This window comes from Planktothrix sp. PLAVEN19ND, assembly GCF_057220675.1.
This window is the reverse complement of sequence record NZ_CM170132.1, coordinates 4,467,471-4,485,987: the sequence shown is the minus strand read 5'-3', so window position 1 is coordinate 4,485,987 and position 18,517 is coordinate 4,467,471. Positions and strand designations below refer to the sequence as shown.

Annotated in this window: 16 protein-coding genes; 5 read left to right on the top strand and 11 right to left on the bottom strand. The window is 42.4% G+C overall.

Annotation, left to right across the window (positions count from 1 at the left end; translation table 11 throughout):
• Window positions 1–23: 23 nt before the first annotated feature.
• Window positions 24–3,653, bottom strand: a complete 3,630-nt coding sequence (locus tag AC2D3N_RS19105) for an Ig-like domain-containing protein (protein WP_484691824.1) — start codon at window positions 3,651–3,653, stop codon at window positions 24–26.
• Between the two features lie 223 nt (window positions 3,654–3,876).
• Complete coding sequence (locus AC2D3N_RS19100; RefSeq protein WP_484691823.1) at window positions 3,877–6,195, bottom strand: recombinase family protein; 2,319 nt, start codon at window positions 6,193–6,195, stop codon at window positions 3,877–3,879.
• A 107-nt stretch (window positions 6,196–6,302) separates the two neighbouring features.
• Here AC2D3N_RS19100 and AC2D3N_RS19095 point away from each other — a divergent pair, with 107 nt between their 5' ends.
• On the top strand, window positions 6,303–7,712 hold the full coding sequence (locus AC2D3N_RS19095) for a proton extrusion protein PcxA (protein WP_484691822.1): 1,410 nt from the start codon (window positions 6,303–6,305) through the stop codon (window positions 7,710–7,712).
• A gap of 458 nt (window positions 7,713–8,170) precedes the next feature.
• Here AC2D3N_RS19095 and AC2D3N_RS19090 read toward each other — a convergent pair whose 3' ends face one another.
• The 5 genes from AC2D3N_RS19090 to gvpA all read right to left on the bottom strand — a co-directional run bounded on the left by AC2D3N_RS19090 (window position 8,171) and on the right by gvpA (window position 12,198).
• On the bottom strand, window positions 8,171–8,731 hold the full coding sequence (locus AC2D3N_RS19090) for a transposase (RefSeq protein ID WP_484691821.1): 561 nt from the start codon (window positions 8,729–8,731) through the stop codon (window positions 8,171–8,173).
• Between the two features lie 363 nt (window positions 8,732–9,094).
• Window positions 9,095–9,472, bottom strand: a complete 378-nt coding sequence (locus tag AC2D3N_RS19085) for a gas vesicle protein (RefSeq protein WP_079680553.1) — start codon at window positions 9,470–9,472, stop codon at window positions 9,095–9,097.
• The gene (gene gvpN, locus AC2D3N_RS19080; RefSeq protein ID WP_484691820.1) at window positions 9,469–10,665 is read right to left on the bottom strand and encodes a gas vesicle protein GvpN; all 1,197 of its coding nucleotides are present in this window, start codon (window positions 10,663–10,665) and stop codon (window positions 9,469–9,471) included. Before gvpN ends, AC2D3N_RS19085 begins: the two co-directional genes overlap by 4 nt.
• Window positions 10,666–10,772: 107 nt before the next feature.
• Entirely contained in the window at window positions 10,773–11,795 is a 1,023-nt protein-coding gene (gene gvpC / locus AC2D3N_RS19075) for a gas vesicle protein GvpC (RefSeq protein ID WP_484691819.1), read from the bottom strand.
• 184 nt (window positions 11,796–11,979) lie between these two features.
• The gene (gene gvpA / locus AC2D3N_RS19070; RefSeq protein ID WP_026789190.1) at window positions 11,980–12,198 is read right to left on the bottom strand and encodes a gas vesicle structural protein GvpA; all 219 of its coding nucleotides are present in this window, start codon (window positions 12,196–12,198) and stop codon (window positions 11,980–11,982) included.
• Between the two features lie 351 nt (window positions 12,199–12,549).
• On the opposite strand from gvpA, the gene AC2D3N_RS19065 reads away from it, so the two are divergent.
• Window positions 12,550–13,329 (top strand): response regulator transcription factor, encoded by a 780-nt coding sequence (locus AC2D3N_RS19065; protein ID WP_079680556.1) that lies wholly within the window; start codon window positions 12,550–12,552, stop codon window positions 13,327–13,329.
• Between the two features lie 192 nt (window positions 13,330–13,521).
• On the opposite strand, the gene AC2D3N_RS19060 is transcribed toward AC2D3N_RS19065, so the two are convergent.
• A complete protein-coding gene (locus AC2D3N_RS19060) occupies window positions 13,522–13,938 on the bottom strand; it encodes a CAAD domain-containing protein (protein WP_079680557.1) in 417 nt (138 codons plus the stop codon).
• A gap of 434 nt (window positions 13,939–14,372) precedes the next feature.
• On the opposite strand from AC2D3N_RS19060, the gene AC2D3N_RS19055 reads away from it, so the two are divergent.
• On the top strand, window positions 14,373–14,807 hold the full coding sequence (locus AC2D3N_RS19055) for a ferritin-like domain-containing protein (RefSeq protein ID WP_079680558.1): 435 nt from the start codon (window positions 14,373–14,375) through the stop codon (window positions 14,805–14,807).
• 72 nt (window positions 14,808–14,879) lie between these two features.
• Entirely contained in the window at window positions 14,880–15,812 is a 933-nt protein-coding gene (locus AC2D3N_RS19050; protein ID WP_484691818.1) for an FTR1 family iron permease, read from the top strand.
• A 12-nt stretch (window positions 15,813–15,824) separates the two neighbouring features.
• Here the strand turns inward: AC2D3N_RS19050 and AC2D3N_RS19045 are convergent, their stop codons facing one another.
• Together AC2D3N_RS19045 and AC2D3N_RS19040 are read right to left on the bottom strand one after the other, a co-directional pair.
• Window positions 15,825–16,160: a XisI protein gene (locus AC2D3N_RS19045; RefSeq protein ID WP_079680560.1), complete on the bottom strand. Its 336-nt coding sequence runs from the start codon at window positions 16,158–16,160 to the stop codon at window positions 15,825–15,827.
• Window positions 16,148–16,603: a XisH family protein gene (locus AC2D3N_RS19040; RefSeq protein WP_484691817.1), complete on the bottom strand. Its 456-nt coding sequence runs from the start codon at window positions 16,601–16,603 to the stop codon at window positions 16,148–16,150. The genes AC2D3N_RS19045 and AC2D3N_RS19040 overlap by 13 nt, the downstream gene beginning before the upstream one ends.
• Before the next feature lie 30 nt (window positions 16,604–16,633).
• Here AC2D3N_RS19040 and AC2D3N_RS19035 point away from each other — a divergent pair, with 30 nt between their 5' ends.
• Complete coding sequence (locus AC2D3N_RS19035; protein ID WP_484691816.1) at window positions 16,634–16,909, top strand: hypothetical protein; 276 nt, start codon at window positions 16,634–16,636, stop codon at window positions 16,907–16,909.
• Window positions 16,910–17,261: 352 nt separating this feature from the next.
• Here AC2D3N_RS19035 and AC2D3N_RS19030 read toward each other — a convergent pair whose 3' ends face one another.
• Entirely contained in the window at window positions 17,262–18,461 is a 1,200-nt protein-coding gene (locus AC2D3N_RS19030; RefSeq protein WP_484691815.1) for a phosphoglycerate kinase, read from the bottom strand.
• Window positions 18,462–18,517: the final 56 nt, after the last annotated feature.

Here is an 18,517-nt window from a genome sequence, read left to right as displayed (position 1 = left end):
CTAAAGGTCTTACTACAAACTGCCTAGATAATCACAAAATCACTAGGCCCAATTAAGGTACTAATATTATTGGTTTGTGGATCAATAGAGGGTAGAATCCCTAAATCAAAAGCAGGTAAACTATCATCACTTAAATTCGGATCATAGCCCACAACATAAGCACCCGGAAAAGCTCCATAAGACAAGTTATTTCGATAAACAAAGAAAGCGGCAGTGTCACTTGATCCATTTTGATTTTTCAAGGCGGCATTCACCGCTTGAACATTATCAAAGGTATCTTGGAAAATGATCACCTGTTTATTACTAATATTATCTCCCTCCGAACCCAGGTTAGAAACAATAATGCCCTGTAGGGGAACCACTGTTCCTTCTGCGGTGGTGAAACCAGGGAAACCTAAAGAACTAAACAGGAATCGATCATCTCCATTCACATTAAATTCGGTGATCACATCCACACCTTCGGTGGGGGCTAAATAATAGTAAGAATTATTCCCCACATTTCCAATTAAACTATCCGCCCCGCCGCCCCCGGCTAAGGTATCATCATCTTCACCGCCAAAGAGGGTATCATTGCCCTCATCGCCAAAGACTAAATCATTGCCAATTCCTCCAAACACCGTATCTAAACCATCTCCAGCAAAAATACTATCGTCCCCAAGATCAGCCACAATGGAGTCATTTCCAGCACCCCCAAAGACGGAATCATCTCCAGTCCCTGCTAAAATCGTATCGGCTCCGTCGCCAGCATTGACAAGATCGTCCCCATCACCGCCGATAATGGAATCATTCCCTGTTCCACCAAATACGGTGTCATTACTTTCTCCTGCATCGATGGCATCGTTACCTGGGCCACCCAGAACCAAGTCTCGACCGACTCCGGCAAAAATTAGGTCATCTCCATCTTCTCCATAGAGGGAATCATCTCCGGCATTCCCGGTCAAAGAATCATTGCCACTTCCCCCTAACAGGGTATCGTTCCCAATGCCACTAATCAGGATGTCATCATTATTACCACCGGAGAGTAAATTACTATCATCTCCGGCAACTAAGGTATCATTTCCATCTTCTCCTAACAGGGTATTGCGACCTGCACCGCCATCGAGAGAATCATTCCCCTGACCGCCAAACAGAGAATCATTTCCGACTTGACCCAGGAGCGTATCATTTCCTTCTTCTCCTTGAAGAACATCATTTCCCTCTCCCCCTTCAAGGGAATCATTTCCCGTTCCCCCTTCGATAATATCTCGGTTGCCCGCACCAACGAGGGTATCATCCCCGGCAAATCCCCTGATATTTTCACTCAAACCACTACCAATAATGAGATCATTTCCATCCGTACCCGTGATGATGTCATCTACAATGGTGATACTAAAAGAACTTTGGGCTGTCGTCCCAATATTATCAGTTAGAAGAAACAAAAATTGGTCTCCTCCCGATGTATTCCGGGCATTAAACTGAATCGAACCCGTATCAATATTTTGTTGAGTAAAGCTACCTCCGGTATTAATTCGTTGAGGTGTAGATCCGACAATTTGTAAGTTCCCTAAGTTGGGTTCTTGGGTGACGCGGTAAAAGATTTGATTGGGGGGATTATCAGGGTCTACCGCAAACAAATTGGCGGCGGTAATATTTTTCTGATCATTTTGTAAAACAATAATTCCATTATTGACTAATAATGTTGGGGGAATATTAACAGTGATGATCACTTGGGCCGTGGACGTTAAGCCATAACTGTTTTGAATGGTATAGGAAAAGGTTGATGGCCCTGTAAAGCCAGGGTTAGGTATAAAAGTAATATTTCCCCCAACCGTAATTGATGCACTACCATTGGCGATTGTTCCCACACTCACTAAGCTGAGTTGACTACCCTGGGGATCGGTATCATTTGTGAGCACGTTAAATGTCACCGAACCATCGGGAGGCCGTTTTACGCTGTCATTTTGCGCGATGGGTGGCTGTAAAGGGGGAGTTGTGGGTGTTGGTGGGGTGGTTGGTGTTGGAGTTGTAGGTGTTGGAGTTGTAGGTGTCGGCGGGGTGGTTGGTGTTGGAGTTGTAGGTGTTGGTGGAGTTGTAGGTGTTGGTGGAGTTGTGGGTGTTGGTGTGGTTGGTGTTGGAGTTGTAGGTGTTGGTGGAGTTGTGGGTGTTGGTGTGGTTGGTGTTGGGGTGGGAATCGGAATAATAGTACCGGAAATTGGAGTAAAACTATCTGCGGTGATGGTGTTACTATCCACACCAATTAGAACTGCAATATAATCCCCGGCACTGCCGTTTCTAATAATAGTATTGCCTGCGTTTTCACTACTTTGGCTAATAAATAAATCACTAAATTGTAAACCTCCAGCTAAACCAATGCGATCGCCGGGTTCAAAATCATTAACAATTTGAGCATCTCCTAAATTTGCACCGCCACTTTCGCTAGTCATCACAAAGGTATCATTTCCTGAGCCTCCGGTCAGGGTATCGACACCTAGACCCCCAAACAGGAAGTCATCCCCGGTTTCCCCTGAAAGTTGGTCGTCTCCTTCCCCCCCAAATACTACATCGTTACCAATACCGCCAAAAATGGTATCGTTTCCTTGGTTTCCATAGAGGTTATCGGCGCCATCATTGCCAAAAATCAGGTCTTCCTCTCCGCCACCATAGATGGTATCATTGCCCCCATCGCCCCAAAGGACGTCACTGCCTTTATCGCCAAAAACAAGATCATTGCCTTCCGCGCCTCGAACACTATCTGCTCCTTGGCCTCCATAAAGGCTATCATTGCCTAAACCGCCAATAACGGTATCATTGCCCAGTTGTCCAAATCCGGTATCGTCTCCAGCACTAGCGTCAAGGAAGTCATTATCCTTACCGCCATTGAGTTCATCCTTCCCTTCACCTCCGGTGAGGGTATCATTGCCTTCATTTCCGTAGAGGGTATCATTATCTTCATCCCCTCGCAGTTCGTCATTTCCGGCTAAACCAAAGATGGTATCGTTTCCGGCTAAACCATTAATCACATCATTGCCAGAGGAACCTGTAATATAGTCGCTAGTTTCTGTTCCTTTACCAATACCCTCAATAATAATCGGTTGATTGCCCGCCAACACTTGAATAAAAACTTGAGCCGGGGCAGTTCCATTTGTGACAGTATAACTAAAACTATCTGTACCAAAGAATTTGGGGTCAGGAGTGTAGGTAAAAATTCCTGCCCCGTTAAAGACTAGGGTTCCGTTTGCTGTTGAGCTAAACTGATTGACGGTGATACTGGTTCCACTTCCACCCTGAACTGTATCGTTTTCCAAAACATTAAAAAATGTCGCCTGTCCTAACTTCGTCTGAAAAAAATCATTATTGGCAACTGGGGCTGGACTTGTCCCGCCATTACTATTAGAAGGGGTGGGGGTGGGAGGAGTGGTTGGGGCTGTGGTCGGGGTGGGAGGAGTGGTTGGGGCTGTGGTCGGGGTAGGAGGAGTGGTTGGGGCTGTGGTCGGGGTGGGTGCTGGGGCATTTTGAGGCACAAAAATGACTGCTCCGTTAGCACCAGGAAGGGTTTCCCCCACTAGCCCACTGAAACTTTGAAATACACCCGGAAGTTCCGTCGGAAATATTAATATAACTTCCTCGGTATTAATGACTCTAGCCCTAACGGTATTAATTACTGCACTTGTCATTTTTTAGTATCCTCATGAATGAACCCACTCGATCAAGTCTACCTCTAACACCCCGACCCAGGATTAATTTATATTATTCCCAGAATAGCTGATGATAGTAACATCAATTCCCGGAAACTTATCGAATTAATTTCTTGATTTTGAAAACAACATAAATAATCTCATTTTTTATATTATAATTAAGGTTGAATTTACCTTTTCTGGTTGCTGTTTTGAAAGACAATTATCTGAAAGTTTGGTTAAAACTATTCCCTATATTATCCGGGTTGGAAGATAGCCCTGAAGGGCTTACTACATGAACTAGAGGTAAAAGGGGGCCAAATTGTTCTTGACCATTGACCGCCAAATCACTGTGACAGAGAATCAAGCGATCGCTAACCCGACTTAACAAATCTACAATAATACGGTGCAATCGTTGTAGATCAGCCGACCTTGTATTTTCTTCTGTCCCCGGATACTCCGGTTGCTCCTTGAGAAACAGAGGTGCTCCCCAGAGGGTACTTGCTCCTCCACTCAACCACAAGGGAGATCCCACATCCAGCCAAAAGTGCCAAGGATGGGAAGCTCGACTGGCTCGATATTGAAAAATTGTCCCCAAGGTCACCGCCGGAGGTTTAATCCCCAAACTGGATACCGGATAGGGGTTAGCAGAAATCACTCCCTGTTGTAATAACTGAATAAACTGGCCCACTTGTTCGCAGATGCTCCCATCGGTTTTCGCCTGTAAACGATGCTGCACCTCCCAATAGTGGATCGCCGTTTCCATCAACTCCCGTAGTGCAGACAGTTGGTCGTTTCTCAGGGTGTACCAGGTAGCAGTGCGACTCGTCCCACCGCCCATGAAAAATTGCTGAATTCCTCGATCTAACAACACTACTGGACTCGTTAATAACTTTTGTTGATAGTCTTCCCGTTGCACTTCCAGCCAGTGCAAAATCTGATTATAGGCGACCGTCGCCTGATACCCCAACCGATCCCAACGGGGAAAAGCATTCACGGTCAGTAACCGAGGATTCTCCAAGTCAGGTACAAAACAATGATCAGCTAATAACCCAGCGCGTACGGGGTCGATGGAGAAGCCGGGGGGAGGGGGGGTAGGGGAGGCAGGGGGGGCAGGGGAGGCAGGGGGAGCAGGGGGGGCGGGGGAGGCAGGGGAGGCAGGGGGAGCAGGGGGGGCGGGGGAGGCAGGGGAGGCAGGGGGAGCAGGGGAGGTAGGGGTGTAACGACTTAGTGTTACGAGCATTTCGGCGATCGCATCTCGATGCACTAAACGACCATTGCCGGGATAGACCAGTGCCATTAGAGTTAATAATCCTCTAACTAGGGCAGAACTGATTAGGGGACGTTGTTCTTGCATCGACTCAACGGCTATCCCTGCATGGTTGAGAATTTCTCTGAGGGTATAACGGGCGATCGCATCTAAACCAGGGCCAATCAGGGCAATTTCATCGGGCCGTACCTGACCAGTTTTAACCCCGGCGATAATCTGTTCGGCGGTTTGTCGGAGTAAATCAGCCCGTGATACCGTTTGAATCGATTGAATCTGAGGAGAAAACAAGAGGGAGTCGGGAAACGCAATGGCATTCTCCAGTACCAACTCTAAAATCGGTTGGGCTAGATGTTTCCCTAAACCCTTGGGTTGGTCTAAGGTTTCGGTACGACATCGCTTTTGCAAATCTGATAGGGCTATAGGGTCAGCCCCTAGCCCCAAACGTACAGCCCCATTTGGATTGTAGGTAAATGCAGCCATTTTTCCCTGCTCCAGAAAGAATTCAAACAAGTGACGGGCTAGGACAGGATATTCGTCCACGTCGTCCGCTAAAACTACCGGATATCGACGCAGTAGGTGTTTTTGATAGGTGGGATGATGCAGGAGATGTTGACCATAGAGATCGGCAATAATCCCATAGGTGAGTAACCCCCGGTCTAAGCACCAGTCCCGCCATTGTTGCAGCCATTCTCCGATCTGGTTATAGGGGGTTTCGATGTCGCCCGTGGGGAGAAATCCCTGTTCTAAAATCTGGGGAATAGCCTCTATTGAGTTAACACTTAGGGCTGCTAGTTGCAGAATATCCAGAATTTGGCGCACCATGCGGTTAAGGCTAATCCCTGGACGTCTGAGGGTACTGATTGACCGATCACGACTCCAAAGCTGGAGGGCAAGTTCCTGTTCGGTTTCGGGGCGTAAGCGCAGGGGAAATTGGGCTTTTAACCCCAACTTTTCGACTAACAGGGGCCAAAACAGAATTACTTCGTCTTGAAAAAACCCCAATGGGGTTGTGGAATAAAAGGCATATTGTCCCTGGGGGATAGTGGTTAAACGGTTAACCAGGGCAATGCGGTTATCACCATTGGCGGCAAAAATTAAGGTTGTGGTGCCGACAGACTCAGGGTTTAACTTGGTTTGGCGTTTTTGGCGTTGAGGTTGTGGGGGGTGGGGAAGGGTTCCCAGTAGGGGTGTCCACTCACAAAATAATTCGATCAGGCGAGTGGTTTTGCCACTTTGGGAACTTCCGGTAATCCACAGAGCAGGAGACAGCACAGCAATCGGTCTAAAATTTGTTAAGATACCCCGTACATTGTAGCGATGTTCTACCAGAACATCTTTTAATTAACATTCATTCCACTGATTCTTGAGGGGTCTAAACCATGGCCGCTGCTGATTCTAATTTATTTCAACAATTCTTTGGTAATGCGAATCAATGGTTTCGTACTACACCGGAACGGGCTTTAGATCAAGCATATGATGCTGCTTTAAAGATTCGTTCTCTTGAGAATGAGCATTTCCAAGGTGAAAAAATATCCCTAGAATTCCATCCTGAATATAGCGATCGCACTATTTTATATTTTAATTCTGAACTAAAAAAATATCTCAAAATTATTCAGACTCGCTTAATGGTATTTAATGCCAGCCGTTCGGTTTTCGGATGGTCGGAACAAATCAATCCCTCATCGGGTATTAACCTGGAGTTAGACCAAAAATTTACCTCGAATGGATCTTCACCTCACCGGAAAATAGTTGAGACTATTTGTGAAAAACTCGATTATATTGATGCGGTAGTTACTCGTTATCAATCCGCAGAATCCTCGGATTTTTCTGTAGATTCAACCCCAATTCCTACCGAAAAATCTCTATCACTAACCCCTACAGGAAACCTCCAAAATTCAACTCCAAATTATAGCTCTGAAAACAAGAATTTTTTGAATATTAACCGGAATTCTAGTTCCAGAAAAACGATAAAACCGGGTTTGAGAAACAAAAATCCAACTCGGGTTTTACCCCGTTCTTTATTGAGAACATTAGGTCGAATTAAACAGGAACTCAGACCCGGCTCGGAGTCAGAAATCATTGCAAGTTATAAGCAAACTCAAGCTAAAACCCTAATTTCTATCCGATTTATTCTGTTGTTGATTTTGATTCCTTTACTGACTCAACAACTGGCTAAAAATTTCTTGGTTGGGCCGATTATCGATGGGATATTTACAAATAAAGAACAAACAACTATTTTTATTAATGTTGATATGGAGGAAGAAGCTTTTATCGAATTAAAACATTATGAAGAACGCTTAAAATTTAAAGCATTAATTGGTCAAGCTCCTTCCCTAACATCGGAAGAATTAGATAAAAAGTTAAAGGAAAAAGCCCAAGAAATAGCCGAACAATATAAAGGGGATAGTGGTGGTGCGATCAAGAATGTTTTTGCAGATATTATCTCAGTTTTTATGTTTGCTTTTATTTTGGTTTCCAACCGCAGTGAGGTAGAGACTCTCAAATCATTTATGGGGGATTTAATTTATGGGTTGAGTGATAGTGCGAAAGCTTTTATTATTATTTTATCTACGGATATGTTCGTCGGGTTTCACTCGCCCCACGGTTGGGAGGTGGTTTTAGAAAGTACCGCCCGACATTTTGGACTTCCTGAAAATCGAGACTTCAATTTTTTGTTTATTGCTACTTTTCCAGTCATCTTAGATGCGGTGTTTAAATATTGGATTTTCCGTTATCTCAACCGCAGTTCTCCTTCTGCTGTTTCTACTTATAAAACGATGAATGAATAAAAGGTCTGTAGGGGCGGGTTAAAATTAATCTTTGATACCCATAAACAATTTACCTAAACCCGCCCCGATCTATTTTAATATTAATGGTGTGGTTGGGCGGGTTGATCAAGGTGATCTGTTGGGATCGGAAATTTTTACAGAGCCCGCCCTAATTCTATCCCCAAATCCCTAATTAATTGAATATTAATCGTGGGGTTGGGCGGGTTGATCAAGGTGATCTGTGGGAATCAGAAATTTTTACAGAACCCGCCCTAATTCTATCCCCAAATCCCTAATTAATTGAATATTAATCGTGGGGTTGGGCGGGTTGATCAGGATGTTCTGTGGGGATCGGAAATTTTTACAGAACCCGCCCTAATTCTATTCCCAAATCCCTAATTAATTGAATATTAATGGTGGGGTTGGGCGGGTTGATCAAGGTGATCTGTGGGAATCAGAAATTTTTACAGAACCCGCCCCTACAATTGGGATGATAAATTTATCGGTAATGTACTGTTATCATTTAATTTAATATTGAATTTTTGAGAAATTGGAAATTTTTGTGACGGGTGCATTTCGTCCTTTTGCCAATTATAGGGATTGTTCAGAATATATTCCTGAATTTTTGTTAATGTTGTTTCGTTCCGAATAATATGTTCATAATATCCCCTTTGCCATATAGATATTCCTGAAAGCGATCGCAATTGATTAATTCTCCGGGCTGAAAATGTTTTCAACCCTCTGATAATTTCAGACAAATTATGGCTATAATCCGTTAATATAATAATACCATGAATATGATTTGGCATAATTACAAAACTATCTAATTGAATGCTAGGATAAATTTTGGTCAGATTAAACCAATTGAAATCAACAACTTCACCATAACGGCTTAAAATAACAGTTTGCTCTTGAATATCCCCTAACAAACATTCCCGTTTATCAATACAAAGCGTTATAAAATAAGCCCCGGGTTGACTATAATCATATCCCTGTAGACGAATAGAACGGCGATGATGAATATCCCGATTGTATTTCATAATTTTATAAAATTAATACAATATTTCTATTCTATCTAAAGTTAACTTGTAGGGGCGGGTTCAAGTTAATCTTTGATACCTATAAATAATTTACCTAAACCCGCCCCGATCTATCCCAAAATCCCCGATTAATCGAATATTAATGGTGGGTTGGACGGGTTGATCAGGATGTTCTGTGGGGATCAGAAATTTTTACAGAACCCGCCCCTACAATTGGGGTAATTGGGATGATAAATTCATCTAATTGAATATTAATGGTGGGGTTGGGCGGGTTGATCAGGATGTTCTGTGGGAATCAGAAATTTTTACAGAACCCGCCCCTACAATTTAATGTTGTACCCCCTAGGGATGAATTTTTAATAGTTATTTATGAGGATCAGAAATTGGGTTGGCTGGGTTTTCTTGGGGTAATAATGCTTTTAAGACTTTGACTTCCTCCTGCAATAATTTCACCTGTTCTAATAATTGTTGATTACTCTCGGTTAAAACTTTGGTTTGACTACTTAAATAGGGATCACTTTCCCACCAATTAATCCCGATTTCTCTTGCTTTATCGACGGAAGCAATTAACAAACGAATTCTAATATTCAGGAGTTCGGTGGAACCCACGGAAACGGAAATATCCCCAGCGATGACAATTCCTTTATCTAAGACCCGTTCTAAAATATCGGCTAAACTCGATCCTTGAGTCGATGTGGGAACACCGCGTTGTATATTTGAGGGACGTTGCTGTGAGTTCATGGTTGAATTAATTCTCCTTGTTTCTGCACCGCAAAGAAACGATTATCCTGCTGTTTCAAATGACCTTGTTTTAATAAAGATCGCAATACATTAGTCGTTTGAACTCGATTTAATCCTAACGCTACTTCAATTTCTGAAACCCTAGCACTGGTGGTTTTCTGTAAATATTGATAAACTTGTTCCTCAATCTCTACGGAGTTATTTTCAGTTAATTGGGTTTCTGAAGATGGCAAAAAACTGTTAGTTGATAGATCACCATCGGTTAATACGGTTTTGATCACTTTTTCTAGTTTATTCTGACCTTCTGTTGTAGATAGGGCGGTACGGGATAATAAGATATCGGCACAAACTTCGATAAAGTCTTGATTATTTTCCTCAATAGAAATATCATGTTCATGACATATTTTAGCAATAATTAATCCCGGTCTTAATCCCGAGGCTTTGTCAATATGGGGTCGGGCAGCTTTACCATTTTGAACGGGTTTAATTTCTTTTTTTTGGGTGGTTATTTCTAAATAGATTTTGACTATTTTAATAATTCTTTGGGCATCTTCGGGGGAAATGCCAATTTTTTGAATTAAAATTTCCTGCTGGGTTGCGTCGTCAGGTTCGGGCATATCAATCGTAATTAACCGATCTAATAACGCATCTTGAGTTCCATAAACCCCACAATATTCTTCGGGGTTGGAGGTGAAAATTGCTCTAAAATGGGGATTGACTCGAATATATTCCGAGCGGCTATTATTCGGGGGCAGCACTAATAATTTTTCTTCTAAAGCAGACAGTAAAACGTTATTGACTTCGGGACGGGAACGGTTAAACTCATCATAAACCAGGGTAAAGCCTTCTTTACAAGCCAAGGTTAGACGAGAATCAATCCAATTTTGTCGTAATTCATCTTCTAATTTAACAACACTATGAATAAAATTATCAACAACTTTCTTGCGAGTATAGCCCAGTTGGTTGCCAATTAAATCGGAGGATTTGAGTTCATCATCCCCAAAAATTAAGACGATCGGACGGTTTAATAAATCGGCTAAGTGCATCGCCAGGGTGGTTTTTCCGGTTCCGGCGGGCCCCCTTAAGTGCAGAGAAAATCCACTCTGAAGATACCTCAAGGCTCTAATGGTAAGTTGTTCAATGGCTGGCGTATTAACAAAGCCTTTAGGACGAGCTTGAAGCACGGTAGTCATATTTTTAATGGCGTTATTCAGCTAAAATACTGCCGAGTTAGGGATGGGCGGCAGGTTTAATTTAATGTTATCGCAGGGAACCGAGACTGGGGGAGAAACCCTCAACCCTAGGATTTTTTGGCGGGAATATAAACGCGATCGCGTTGAGTAATCTGTCCCCGTTGTAATAATACCCGAATTGCATCCACGGTCTGTACCCGATTAATACCCAGAGCTTGCTCAATTTCGGCTAACCGAGCACCGTTTTGATGGGTTTGGATATACTGATAAACCCGTTGATCCGGGGTGGCAGGTTGGGGCACAGAGGGGGTAACGGTGGGTTGGGGTTTAATAGAATGGGGAATGGCTTGGGGTTTGGGAGCAGTTTTGGGCTTTAAGGGAGGTTTAGAAGAAAGGGGTGTTTTATGATAAGTAATAGTTTTTTTAGGATCAATAGACCGTGGCGGAGTGACGGCTTCTCGTGGTTGTCGATGGGAACTTCCCCAAACGGTCTGTTGGAGTTTCCGGTGATGGTCTTGCAGTTCGGCGCGAAATACACCTAAATCTTCAAATAACTTCTGAACAGCGTTTTTTCTTTCCGTCCGACTCTGTTGGAGTTGTTGTTGCAATTGTGCGGCCATTTGTTGGTGCAGAATATCTAACTCTCCTAAATAGTCTTCGACTTCCCGAAAGAGGGTTTGGCGAAAAATAGCTAAGTTCTCAAGTAAGGGTTCCCGGACTTCTAGGCGCTGTTGCTGATAATCGGCTAACAGATCTGCCACCCGATATTCCAGGTCTTCCCGAAATTCAGATAACTGTTGATGCAGTTGGGTTGCGACCTGTGAGCGTTCTTCGGTGGTTTGCTGCAAAAACTCACCGACTTCTTGGGATAACTGCCCGATAAAGTCTTCCAGTTGTTGTCGCTGTTGCTGGGCAACCAACAGACGTTCGGTGCTGATGTTGGTTAATAATTCTTGGGTTTGTTGCTGTAAACCCGTGACAAACTCCTGTCGAGATTCTTGATCGTCTAAAGCTTGATTTTGGCGCTCTTGTTGCCAAAGGGATAGGGTGGTTTGAACGTGCTGTTGACGTTCTTGAACCCTCTGTTGGCGTCCGAGGCGCTCCCGTTGCCACTGATCTTTTAAAGCCATAATTTTTTGAAACCCTCGTGTCGGTGGGTTGTGTATTGTTGTGCATTGGGTATGGGCTTTTAATTCCGTTGATTATACTTACACCCTGACCATCAATCGGTAAAAGATTACACTGGGCAGCAATGACTTTCGTGAGTCATTGTGCTTTTTTTTTGCTCCATACCCGTTGCCTATTCCGTCAATCTTAGACCGAAGGGACAGCCGCCTGTGCGGTTAAACCAACGGCTTCCGCGTATTTGAGATAGGTTTCAACAGAAGCGATCACGATTCTCGCTTCTATGGATAAAAGTTCGATCCCAACCAGGGAAACCCGTACCCAAGCGTCAATCACAATGCCCTTATCTAAGATCCGATCAATTACTTCAGCCAGACTGGAGGATGAGTTCACTTTTTCAACGGCCATGAGTCTATTACTCCTTTTTGGTGGAAAGAACTGGGTATATGCTGATACAGTCCTTTAGGCTAATCATACCCCGAAAGTTGCTAATTTTGATTTTTGTTTGTTACTTATTTTTACAATTTCTGAAGCTCGATTTATCCCCGGGAATGAATTTGTGCAATAATTAATTCCGATTTCAAGAATTGTTGCACAAAAAACAAAAAAAGGTTACAATCTAATCCGCCGTTTCAGTTATCAGTTAAGAATCAAGAATAGAGAGTAGAGATTTATATTTTATCTTTACTAATAACTGATAACTGATAACTGTTTACTGATAACTGATCACTGATTATGCCCAAATCACCGGATTAAATGATGCCCCGGATATTAGTCATAGATGATGACCCCGCAATCTCGGAATTGGTAGCCATTAACTTAGAAATGGCTGGTTATGAAGTGAGCCAAGCAGAAGATGGGATTAAAGGACAAGCCCTGGCGATGCAATTGTTGCCAGATTTAATTATTTTAGATTTGATGTTGCCGAAGGTGGACGGGTTCACCATTTGCCAACGTTTACGCCGGGATGAACGCACGGCAGATATTCCCGTGTTGATGTTAACTGCATTGGGACAAACCCAAAACAAAGTTGAAGGGTTTAATTCGGGGGCTGATGATTATTTAACTAAACCTTTTGAATTAGAAGAAATGCTGGCCAGGGTTAGGGCTCTGTTGCGAAGAACCGATCGCATTCCCCAGGCGGCTAAACATAGCGAAATTCTCAGTTATGGGGCTTTAACCCTAGTCCCTGAAAGGTTTGAGGCGATTTGGTTTGAGACCACGGTTAAGTTAACCCATTTGGAATTTGAACTTTTACATTGCTTGCTGCAACGTCATGGTCAAACCGTCGCGCCCAGTGAGATTTTAAAAGAGGTTTGGGGCTATGACCCCAATGATGATATCGAGACGATCCGAGTTCATATTCGCCATTTACGCACGAAGATGGAACCCGATCCCCGTCATCCTCGATATATTAAAACCGTCTACGGTGCGGGATATTGTCTGGAACTTCCCACGGGTAAGGGGAAACCCGATGATCTCGCTATCCCTACAGAGTCTTCGATAGACGGCAATGGAGCCAAGGGTAAGAAGAAATAGGGGGCAGGGGAGGCAGGGGAGGCAGGGGAGGCAGGGGAGGCAGGGGGAGCAGGGGGAGCAGGGGGAGCAGGGGGAGCAGGGGGAGCAGGGGGAGCAGGGGGAGCAGGGGGAGCAGGGGGAGAAATCATTAACTTGGGTTTTTTGTCCTCGGTTTTTTGTCCCCTGTCTTCTGTCTCCTGTCCCCATCCAAAGTTAGTCGCCTGTAACTTGTTCTTTGTAGGATTTGAATTCTTGAACCAATTCTTGACGGGTTGAGGCTTTGAGCAGGTAACGATAGACAAACCAGGCGGTATACCCCATGCCAATTAACTCAAAGGTTGGAGCCAAAAGGGGAACATCATTCAGGGCATCGATCACCGCAAATAAAACCTTCAGAGTCACAAGAGCAGATAAAATCAGAACGATGGTAATAATCGGTTTTTGGTAGGAGCCAAAAAAACTGGAGATATAACCCGGAAGTTCGGATAAGACTACTACAACTTTTTCTTTAATTTCATCAAACTGGGCATTGGTTGAAGGGGAGGTAATAGCACCACCTGTGTCTACAGTGACGTCTATTTTGGCTCCGCTAGGGGTGGATGTGTCCGTGATCTTCGTGGGTTCTTGCATTTTTCGTCTCCTTGTTTAAAAAAAATATGCAGTACCAATCGATTTTAACTGAAATGGAGGGGATGTAAGTCCTAAATATGGGTGTAAGTCTATGCTTAGGCCATCCTTGGCAAAATCACCAAGTCCATACTTTACCTTCCGATCGGTGTGGGTGAGAATTAAACGATTTGACAGACCTAGACTGTTTCAAAACGCTTAATCATCTAACGGTAAACTACACTGTTCTAAGATGAATAGATCTTGCAACAATTCTTTAGTGGGTTATCGACTTACCCCTAAACGGAAAAAATCGGGTAGGTGAACCTATACAGAAGAAATTTTATATAAATCTTAATCATTACTTTTGGGGGAAGATGATAATTGTAACTCGTTATTCTAAAAAGCATAAACTATTGCCATAATAAGTAAAGTGTTTTTTAGTTAAAAGACAAAATATGAGAGATCTCGATTTACCAAAAGCTATTGAACTTCTCAACACGATCATGGAATTCGAGTTAGCCGGAGTGGTGCGTTATACCCATTATTCTCTGATGGTAACTGGGCCAAATCGTTTACCCATTGTACAGTTTTTCAAGGCTCAGGCCACAGAATCTTTGCTTCATGCTCAACAAGCTGGAGAAATTCTCACGGGTTTAGAAGGACATCCTAGTCAGAAAATTGCCCCAATTGAGGAAAGTTATCAGCATTCGGTCAGGGATCTTTTGCAGGAAAGTTTGGCACATGAGCGCAAAGCTTTAGAATTGTATAAGGATTTGCTAGAAGTTGTTGAAAATGCGAGTATTTATTTGGAAGAATATGCTCGTACTATGATTGGTCAGGAGGAATTACATAATATTGAGATCAAGAAAATGTTACGAGATTTTAGTTGATCTTAGATAATCTTTAGGCTGGTTGATTCCAGCCTATCCAGCCACTTATTTAACTGGTTTCAAACAATTATTATGAGTATAACCCAAGCATTACCTACATTTTTTATTACTTTAAGAGAAGGTTTTGAAGCTGCTTTAGTAGTAGGCATTGTCATGGCTTGTTTAAAAAAAGCCGAACAAAGTTATCTCAATTCCTGGGTGTTTTCTGGAGTAGGAGTAGGAATTATTGCCAGTGCATTTTTCGGCATATTATTTGGATGGCTAATTCAAGGAATTGCTACTTCTGAACATCCCTACGCCCCAGTTTTTGGGGAATTTTTAGAGGCGGGAATTGGGTTATTTGCGATCGCTATGTTAAGTTGGATGTTAATTTGGATGACCCAACAAGCTAAATCCTTAAAATCGGAAGTAGAAGGGGCGGTTAAAGCAGCTATTGAGAAAAATAAAACCGCAGCAGGATGGGCAATTTTTGGGTTGATTTTTATTGCAGTTTTACGCGAAGGTCTGGAAACCGTTGTTTTTATATTAGCTACTTTTGAACAGGGAATTATGCCTGCTATTGGGGCAGTTTTGGGCTTATTTGTAGCTGCGGGTTTGGGAATATTACTATTTAAGTGGGGGGTAAAAATTAATATTCGTTTGTTTTTTCAAATCATGGGAATTTTTCTGTTATTAATTGTAGCGGGATTAGTAATTTCAGTTCTCAAACATTTAGATGCGGGAGTAGGAATATTAGCCCAAATTAATCCTGAATATGCGGGATTATGTTTAACTCAACCTGGGTCTTGTTTATTGGGGGATTTGGTCTTAAATGCCCAGGGATTTTTACCCGACAAGCAATTTCCCGGGATTGTTTTAAAAGCTTTATTTGGCTATCGAGATCAATTGTATTTTGTACAAATTGTAAGTTATTTTCTGTTTTTAATAACAGTGGGAGGGTTTTATTTAAAAGAAATCAAGGGGAAAGCGATCGCACCCCCAAAAATAGAAAAAACAGTTTCTTAATGTGATTTGAAATTAAGCGATCGCAAATCCAGTTAAAGGTCGAACTTGAGGCGATTTAAACCCTAAAACAATCCGTTCTTTAGCAATTCCCGCCTCTAGTAAATCATTCGCAACGCCATCTTCGGTGCCATCTCGATGAATCCAAATTTTACCTTCAATAATTTCCAGATGAATAATACATCCATGCACCTGTTTAATACCTTCCCATCCCAAAATCATGAGTAAATACCGATCATGGTGATGATCAAACACAACATGGCGCTCAATTTCTCCATAAGCATAAGAAATAGCCGCATAATCACTAATGACTTTTTCAATAATTTCTCGATCTTGTTTTAAGGTATCCATTGTACGATCGCCTCTGAAACTGGGTTAAAAACAAGTAAACGAATCCGGTTATTATTTAATAATAACTGACCTAGAGGTTCTTCAAATAGTCCCTGAGCAACTTCTTCAGCAACAGCTAAATAAAGCAGTCGTTTCGGTTCAACTTGCAATAAAACATCATTATAAACAATATATTGACCAACTGCTCGTTCTAAATCGGTCATTTCTGAGTTTCCAGTAAAGCTTTTTACCTCTACTGCAATTTTACGTTCTGTTTTTTCAGCCGCCAGAAGCTGTTTTGCACCGAGATCAACATACATATCTTTCTTCCCCCATTTTAAACTCAGTGGATCATGGGTAATTACCCAGTCATCTTTGATTAGGGCATTTTTAACCGTATTGTGATAGATATCTCTGGCTGGCATTGTGATCGTTTTTTTGGAACTCAAGGGTAAACTAATCATAGTCCTCAATTGATGCACAAAGAGTAATTTATGCTAAAGTTTGTGATTGCAGCTTTAGTGGCTTTAGAAATCGTTTTGCTGAGTTACTGGGTGATTCCCCCCGCTAATGCCACATCCCCCAATTCAGAAGTGTATATTTGGGATTATGCTTCAGTTGGGAATAGTCAAATGGTCTGTAAAAAGGTCGTTTTTCATGTCGAAAATCGTCCTTTACCTCCCGGTGTTGAAGTTCAACCTGCAAGAATTGATTCTAGGATTGTTAATGATGTTGATTGTAGTCATTTAACAAAACCTATTTTAAAATAAAATAGTACAGGAAAGGAAGTTGAAACCATCCTCAAATTAGGAAAATTCAATTTTCTTTCTTTTTTTGTTAAATAATGTCTGTTGCACCCATGAATGCTGAATTTGCTAGATGGCTAACGAATCCTGTTCCATAGGACTGGACAAGGTATCGTAACCAATGGGAATATACACACGCAATAAACGCTTTAATTAAAATCATTGAATTAAGTTTGATATTGGTTTCTGTGCTGGTTGAAACCCCTAGAAATAGAGTCGTTCATTCTAATCCAAAATAAAGCAATTATCACAATAACATAGTAAGGAATATGACACCGCCATATTCCCTACAAATTGATCTTAACTAACTCTGAAATTACGCATCATTTAACGCTGCAATTCCGGGTAATACTTTCCCTTCTAACAGTTCTAAACTAGCGCCGCCACCAGTGGAAATATGGCTCATTTGTTCGCCTAAATGCAACTGTTCAACAGCCGCAACGGAATCACCACCACCGATAATGGTAATCGTGCCTGTTTTGGTTAAATCTGCTAAAGTTAAAGCGATCGCTTTTGTCCCAGCGGCAAATTTCTCAAACTCAAAAACCCCCATGGGGCCGTTCCAAATCACGGTTTTGCAATCGCCTAACGCTTCTTGGAAGACTTTAATTGAATCGGGGCCAATATCTAATCCCATCCAACCATCGGGAATATCATTAATGCTAACGGTTTTTGCTTCCGCATCAGGAGCAAATTTATCAGCAACAATCACATCGGTAGGTAATAAAAATGCCACACCTTTTTCTTTGGCTTTGGCTTCCAATGCCCGGGCTAAATCCAGTTTATCTTCTTCCACCAAAGATTTACCCACATTCAAACCGCGAGCTTTATAGAAAGTGAAAATCATCCCACCGCCCAACAGCAATTTATCGCATTTATCTAAAAGAGCTTCAATTACACCAATTTTAGAAGACACTTTAGAACCACCAACAATAGCCGCTAAAGGCCGTTTAGGTTCTTCAATAGCGCCTTGTAAAAACTTGAGTTCTTTTTCAATTAAATAACCCGCCACAGAAGGCAAATAATGAGTTACTCCTTCAGTAGAAGCATGGGCACGGTGGGCGGTTCCAAAGGCATCATTAACGTATAAATCGGCAACAGAAGCTAATTTTTTCGCAAATTCAGGATCATTATCTTCTTCTTCGGCATAGAAACGGACGTTTTCTAATAATGCCACATCGCCATTTTGCAGTTCGGCAACTCCTTGGATGACTTCATCGCCAATACAATCGTCAAATTTCTTAACGGGTTTACCTAACAATTCCGATAACCGGGCAGCCACAGGGGTTAAACGCATGGACTCGTTAACTTGACCTTGGGGACGACCAAAGTGGCTAGTTAAAATCACTTTAGCGCCTTTGGAGGTTAAATCTTGGATTGTCGGCAGAGCCGCACGAATCCGTGTATCATCGGTAATTGAACCGTTATCTAGGGGAACATTAAAATCAACGCGGACTAATACCCGTTTCCCAGATAAATCTGATGCTGATAAATCTGCTACAGTTTTTTTTGACACAGGATAATCCTCCTAGGATGTTTTGTTGTCTAAATCAGATTAAATTTAGGGGGCAT